The organism is Bacillota bacterium (genome assembly GCA_024655925.1).
Classification (GTDB): Bacteria; Bacillota; DTU025; order DTU025; family JANLFS01; genus JANLFS01.
The window spans coordinates 9,490-16,232 of record JANLFS010000007.1 but is presented as its reverse complement, the minus strand read 5'-3'; the positions used below and the strand labels follow the sequence as shown (position 1 = coordinate 16,232).

Sequence of the window (6,743 nt, the reverse complement as noted above, 5' to 3'; positions counted from 1 at the left end):
GGCAACCTTCCGGGAGCTTCAGATAGTTCATCATGCAGCGGTGTGATCATGGGGTATAGATGTGCTATCATGATGGTGGCAAGCCAACCATGCGAAGCCAGGGGGGATATGCGTGATTCGCATGCAGGTGCAGCTTACGGAGGAACAGGTTCAAGCACTGAGGGCGATGGCCAATTCAGAGGGTGTGTCCATCGCGGAGCTGATCCGACGGGGGGCAGACATGGTCATAGCAGGCAGGAGCGGAGCGTCACGCGAGAATCGGGTTCGGCGCGCGCTCACCGTTGCCGGACAGTTCAGATCGGTGGAGACGGATCTCTCGGCGAACCACGACAAGTACCTGGGAGAGGATTTCCGATGACGAGCGTCTTCATCGATACATCGGCGTTCCTCGCGATACTGAGTTCCAGCGACTTCAACCACGAGCAGGCACGCGCCACCTGGGAAGAGCTGCTCTTGAGCGGTGCTATTCTGGTGTCTAGCAACTACGTCTTGGTGGAGACGACTGCCCTCGTGCAGCGCAGACTCGGGATGGAGGCCGTGAGGGCGTTTCACGAATGTGTATGCCCGGTGCTGGAGATTGAATGGGCAGATCGAGGTATGCATGATTCCGCGGTTGCCGCTTTGCTCGTCGCAGACCGAAGGAATCTCAGCTTGGTGGACTGCGTGAGTTTCGCAATCATGCGCCGGCGGGAAATGACGAGGGTATTCGGTTTCGACACCCACTTCGCAGAGCAGGGTTTCCTGTGCGTGCCTGAGCTACATATACACGACAGATGACTCCCGCGCGCTCATCGAGAGCCGACCGAGGCAGCCTCGGAAAGGGGCACATCAACCCTTCGGCAAGCTGCCACGGCGCCCGATTCCCCTCATCGAACGACCGTGACCTCAACTACTTGCCCAGCTGCGGCGTCAATCACAGTGATCCAGATAGACGGCAGGGCAGTCGTCGGGCTGCCCCATTTGGACAAAGCAAGCGCTAACCTGTTCAGCACGTAGCGATATCCTGATCAGTCACAGTTGAACAGGTTCCTTGCCCGCTTCGGATCGGACAACATCCGTGAACTAGAAGTCGTATTGAGAAAGCTCGTACCCCGACACGGGATCTGCCACCAGACAATGTGCGTCACGTTTGCACAAGCGCTTGAGGAGAATATCCAATTCATGAATAATGGAGGCATCCGATGGAAACAATGCGATACACGGTGGCGAACAGCGACCGCACAGGGGAGTTATTCCACTAGGAGGTCAAGCGGATGGGTGTCTTGGGGCACAGTCTCACTGAACTCACGAATTCGCTTTCGATGGAACTGCAGAATCTAATCGTCAACCGCGTAGAGAAAGTAGAGTGGGAGCGAAGCCATTCACAATCCCCATATGGCCAAGCAGATCGTCGGGTGGACACTCTTGCCGATCATTTCAGGCTCGCACTATCTGACTCCCAACGCGAGGAGTTTGAGACACTCCTAGAGGCCATCGTTGATTGCCAAAGCCGAAACGACAACCTGATGTACCGAAATGGGTTTGCAGATGGCGTACGGTTGATCCTCGAGATAGTCAGCATGCAATAACGGCTTCAATTTCGACCCCGGTTGGGGCGCAGGAATTCTCTCAGGGTACTCGGTGACAGCGCCTTGCCAGATCAGTAGGCTACTCCATCGGTTCTCCTTCGCGACCGAGTTAGACACCGACTCCCAGTGTCTCCAGGAATCTGATGACTGCACCCCTGTTGAGCCGATCGTGACAGAACTGGTTGCTGTAGTTACGCAAACACCGGTAGCAGCTCGCGTCGCCGTCCGGCCCGCCGCATTCGCAGGAGCCAAGTCTCACAAGAGTGGCGACCAAAGTCTCTCGCAAGGCATCTGCCGATCTGAGACGTTGTACGTGGCCAACTCCGCCCGGGATTGCGTCAAACAGGACCAAGCTCGCGGTCAAACCCGCGTTCACTCCGAACTGAAGACAGCCGTCGATCTCGTTCCGCTCAATGCCCAGCGCCATGCTTGCGCCTTCGATGATGCCGTAAAGCAGAGAATACCAGAAACAGTCGCGAGCGTCCCAACTAGGCTCGAATTCCAACCTGGCGATGTCTGTCAGGAACTCGTGTCCGAGGGCTGCCTTGAAGAGTTTGCCGTCACAGTCGCGCCCATAGGGGTCCTTGTGAGAGCTCTTGGAGTGCCTGACGTCTCCCACCGTCGCATGGCCGCACGAGTAGCATGTGAGGAACAACGGCCCGCCGGCCTCATTGATGACTGCGAGCCTCCCTGCTCTTGATGTACTCACGCGCACCACTCCATACGGCAGAATCAGCTCATCCCGGGCATCGTCGCCTGAGATGCCCGAGAAGAAGACCCTAGTCGAGTAAGTGCGCTCCGGCCTCTCTTCGCCAGGCTCATCGGGGCGTCGAGGATCCGCCAGAAACCCAAACTCAGGTACTATGAACCGCTTGGGGCAGGACACGGGCGTGCCGCAGACGCCGCAATGCGCACTCTGGTCTCCGTCTCCCACGTCTAGCTTGGTCACATAGTTTCCGCACTGTGAGCAGGTGTGATAATAGTACTGCACCCAGCTTCTCTGTGGCATCTTGGCAATGTACCGGCTCGTCCACACTTTGCCCCGAGCGACGACTTTCGAATCCGGCGCGTACTCCGAAATCGCCAGTCTCAGGTCGCGTTCGAGTTCGATGCTTCCGTCGGCCCATTGATTCAGCTTCAGATCGAGGTTGACCACGTCCACAGGGAATCCGTATCGCGGCAAGACATTCCTACTAGATAGGTAGTTGATGAGATAGCGGCCCTTTATCGTCTCCATGATCCTTGCTAGGTGATCCACAGGCTTGCACTCATCAGCCAATTTGCGGTATCTTCTTTCGAGGGCGTCTATGTCTTGAACCACTTCTTGCTGTGCAAGCGCAAGCGGTCCTGGCTCGTCGCCGGAGTCGGGCAAGTCCGCCTCTGGGCCGTCAACTGGCGCCAGAAGCTTGTTAACCCAGGCCCACGACTCAACGCCCAATCGCTCCCGGATCTCGTCAGGCACTATTCTCTGAAGGCTTCTTTTCAGAGACTCGGGCCTTGCTTCCAGATAGGCTCTGAGGCGGTTCACGCCGGACCCTTCGGGGTTGAAGAAGAAGTCCTTGACTCTATCCAGATAGGTTCCGTGATCCCGCCAAAAGGCGGCTAATGCAGCGGCGTAGATATGCCGCAGCACGATTCTCTCATTGTTGATGTTGAAATGGGGAGGTTTTATGCTTCCTCTGAGCATGTCCTCAGGCCGGGTATAGTAGAACGAGTCATGCGGGCGGTTCTGAGCGTACGTGACGGCGATCGCGGCCGTGCTCTTGCGCCTGCCGGCTCGGCCTGCGCGCTGAACGTAGTTCGCAGGGGAGGGGGGCATGTTTCTCATTAACACCGCCTCGAGGTCGCCGAGATCAACCCCTAGTTCAAATGTCGTCGAGCAACTAAGCAAATTGATGCGCCCGGTCTGGAATTCGGTCTGAAACCTGGCCGCGGCTTCGGGCTTGAGTTGGGCGGTATGTTCTTCGGAGCGCATCTCCCACGGGAAGTCCCTCGCCGCGTACAACTGCACATAGTGGTTTGCCGCTATGCGCTCCGAGATGTCGATAGAGTGAAGACTCCCCGGACACCTATACTGCGGGCAGACGCCACGTACGTTGTGAAGGGTCAACCGGCCACAGGTGTCGCAGGTGTACCATCGAGGTTCATGGGGCGTGCCGTGGGCGAGGATCCGCCACTTCGCCGGAACGAGACGGTATCCTGCGCCGTTGCGTTGATCATCTATCGGCTTAAAGTAGCCCTCCCACGGACTGCGCCGGTCGTGCGGGGCAAGGTCCTTCACCCACATATTGTCAAGGAGCTTCTTCACAATCTCCACGTGCTCACCCTGAAGTCCAATTCTGGCAGCCAGCCGCATAAGGTAGTCAGAACGCTTATTGCCCGGACGTGGCCTGGAGGGGCTCCAAGATATGACATGGGCTGATGCATCTCTTCCTGAAAGGCGCACGGAGACTTCGAAGTTGCGCGGCTCGAACAGGGGATCAGTGGGGTCGACACCTTCCGGGAATACGATGGCGCCCCCTACCCGCAGCGAATCCAGCATGATCTGGTAGAGGCTCCACACCTCATCTTCTTCCAAGCCCCACGTCATGGAGTAGTACGGCATAGGACGCCATTGAGCCGGCTTCGACAGCTCGAACCCGAGCAGGCCCAGGCGTTCCAAGCCGTTTCGGTCCCGCCCCATGAATTCCTGTATCACCCACTTGCGCGCCTCCTCGCCAGCTTCTCGCTCCGACTGCCAGGAGGTCGATGAAATGGAGCGAAGGCGCGCCTCCACACGTCTCCACAGATCCGGCATCATGACCGGAGTGTCATCTTGATCACTGAGGATTTCTCGGGCCGTATTCGCAACGATGTTGCGCCGTCGCATTCGATCATAACTTGCCTGGACATAGGGCGCGAAGTACGCGGCGTCCTGTCGGCTGTCGGAGAAAGCCAGGAGCTTCGCAGGACCCGCACCTTTAAGGTCGGTGTCCGACGGGCGGATAGGCCATCCGTCCTCACCGTACTCCACTTTCGTGTCAACCGGAACCGTCGTCGGAGTCGGCCTGTCTGCGCTCAGATTAAGTTCCTTGTACAGCGCAGTGGCCGCAACGCTGCACGCCGCGGCATCGGTGCCCGAGACTCTACGAACCACCCCCGACTTGTTGTCCAGCGCGCCGCATATCACGCACTTGCTTACCCGCTTGGCTCCGGACTTGCCTGCGAGCAGCCTAAGTGCGCGTACGCCGCACCCACACGCAGGCGTTATCGTGGCCGGGGGGCTGATCGCTCCACACACGGGGCATAGGTCCCACTCGGCATCGGTTCCGTCATCGGGCTCGACGGTATCGTCCTCATCCTCGTCCGCAAAGATTTCATTGGGGTCCGATAGTTCCTTCACCGCGTACCATCTGCCGTCCCGGCCATTGGGGGATGTAGGAACAAGCCGCGGCCCATCAGGCGTTTCTTCCTGCCTGCCCAGTACGTAGGCGGCACCGCAGTTCTTGCACAACCCAACTTCATACGCAACTGCAGTCTCTTGGTTCTCGCGCCCATACGGAACCCGCGCGCAATGGTCTAGATGCAGCCTGAGCTCGGGCATAAACGATATGTACGCCCCGTTCAGCGCTCTGAGCATCAAATGGTAACGCGCAGGCAACAACGGAGTGAGCCCCTCATCCTCCCTCGCCCTTACTGCAAGGCTGATCATAGCGGCGAAGTTTCTCCCAGCGTCGAGCCTGGTCGCACCCGCTCCAAACAGCTCTTCTGATAATTCCAGCATGTCACGTGGGGCATCGTTCAAGCATCGCCGGGCGTCAACGATGTTCCCGTCCCCCGACAGGATATCGAAAAGGAAACCGTCAACACACGACCCCCGTTTAGCTATGGTTTGGCTTATTAGATCAGGGGGAACGCCACAGCAGGCGCCGATCTCCGCGAAGTGCGCCACGGCCTCCGCCCCATCAAATTCCGACACTACCTTCTGCCATTCGGGGTACAGGCGCGGATGCGGCCTCCCCCAAACCGAACCGCTCCCCACCTCTTCCCGCCTTGCGATAACGAGGTCCTGACGGTCCGGGTCCTCACGGTCATAGCAGAATTCTTCACCGAAGAGACGGCTGGCGAATTCCATGATCTGTCCAGCGTCTGACACCCCTTGGCCCAATGTGGCGCTCGTAGCGACGCACTGGAGTCTCCCCGCCACGCCGGCAACCACGCGGTCCTTCACTCTGCGGAGCAGCATAGCGGTCTCGATGCCCTTTGCGCCGGAGTAGGTATGTGCTTCATCAAGAACCAGAAAGCGCCATGACGTGGCAAAGGACCCGCCAAAAAAGGCATGGTCCTCCGGACGAAGCAGGAGGTACTCCAACATGGCGTAGTTGGTTATCAGGATGTTGGGGGGACTATCCTGCATCTCTTTCCTGGACACAAGTTCGTTCGGGAGCGGATCGCGCCTAAAGAGGCTCCTATAGGAATCGGTAGCCGGACCCTTGTCTTCCAGAGTCTCGCCTGTATAGCGTCCGAAAGTGATGCGCGTGAAAGGTTCAAGGAGTTCTCTCAGCCTCGTAACTTGATCGTTGGCCAAGGCGTTCATGGGATACAGCAACAGCGCGCGCACTCCCGGGCCGAGTGAACCAACCTCGCATTGACGCAACAGGTAGTCGCAGATGGGGATCATGAAGCACTCCGTCTTACCGCTGCCGGTCCCTGTCGCAACTACAACGTTCCGTCCTCCCGTCACCATCTTGCGTATAGCCTGTTCCTGATGGACGTACAAGGGCGTATTCAGCTTCCTTCGGGGAAGCCGCCGCAACATCGGCGAGAGGATTCCGTCCTCGACTAGATTGCCCAGCGTCGCCCCCTTCATGAACGGCGGAGACGCCTGAACCATGGGACCGCGGACAAGCCTTCCAGACTGCTGAAGTTGCGAGTGGAATTGCTCTCGCAGTCGTCTATCTGAGAACTGGAAGGTTGTGGAGAGATACCCGCGGTAAGCCTCTGTTATTGCGTTGCTGGTCCTGATTGGGTGGATGCTCACATCCCATCCCCTCCTTGTGCGTACCCTCCAACTAGTTGTCGGCCCAATTCCAGGTACGCATTTGCTAGAGACGCTGCCCAGGACCCATCGCGACTGCCGGACGACACGCTCAGCCTAGTGGCGATCGGGATGGGGCGAAACGAACTGTCTGCCAC

The 6,743-nt window shown here is 58.3% G+C and carries 4 protein-coding genes; 3 read left to right on the top strand and 1 reads right to left on the bottom strand.

Translation table 11 applies throughout. The features are described 5' to 3' along the window. The first annotated feature begins 121 nt into the window (after positions 1 to 121). The 3 genes from NUW23_01810 to NUW23_01800 all read left to right on the top strand — a co-directional run bounded on the left by NUW23_01810 (position 122) and on the right by NUW23_01800 (position 1,568). Entirely contained in the window at positions 122 to 358 is a 237-nt protein-coding gene (locus tag NUW23_01810; protein ID MCR4424915.1) for a CopG family transcriptional regulator, read from the top strand. After that, positions 355 to 777 (top strand): PIN domain-containing protein, encoded by a 423-nt coding sequence (locus NUW23_01805; GenBank protein MCR4424914.1) that lies wholly within the window; start codon positions 355 to 357, stop codon positions 775 to 777. The genes NUW23_01810 and NUW23_01805 overlap by 4 nt, the downstream gene beginning before the upstream one ends. A gap of 476 nt (positions 778 to 1,253) precedes the next feature. After that, positions 1,254 to 1,568 carry a hypothetical protein gene (locus NUW23_01800; GenBank protein ID MCR4424913.1) on the top strand — a complete coding sequence of 105 codons (315 nt, stop codon included), beginning with the start codon at positions 1,254 to 1,256 and terminating at the stop codon, positions 1,566 to 1,568. A gap of 109 nt (positions 1,569 to 1,677) precedes the next feature. Here the strand turns inward: NUW23_01800 and NUW23_01795 are convergent, their stop codons facing one another. Next, positions 1,678 to 6,588: a DEAD/DEAH box helicase gene (locus NUW23_01795; GenBank protein MCR4424912.1), complete on the bottom strand. Its 4,911-nt coding sequence runs from the start codon at positions 6,586 to 6,588 to the stop codon at positions 1,678 to 1,680. Positions 6,589 to 6,743: the final 155 nt, after the last annotated feature.

Excerpts from the sequence above, each read along its gene's own strand:
- NUW23_01810 (MCR4424915.1), top strand. The coding sequence starts at position 122 with ATGCAGGTGCAGCTTACGGAGGAACAGGTTCAAGCACTGAGGGCGATG.
- NUW23_01805 (MCR4424914.1), top strand. The coding sequence starts at position 355 with ATGACGAGCGTCTTCATCGATACATCGGCGTTCCTCGCGATACTGAGT.
- NUW23_01800 (MCR4424913.1), top strand. The coding sequence starts at position 1,254 with ATGGGTGTCTTGGGGCACAGTCTCACTGAACTCACGAATTCGCTTTCG.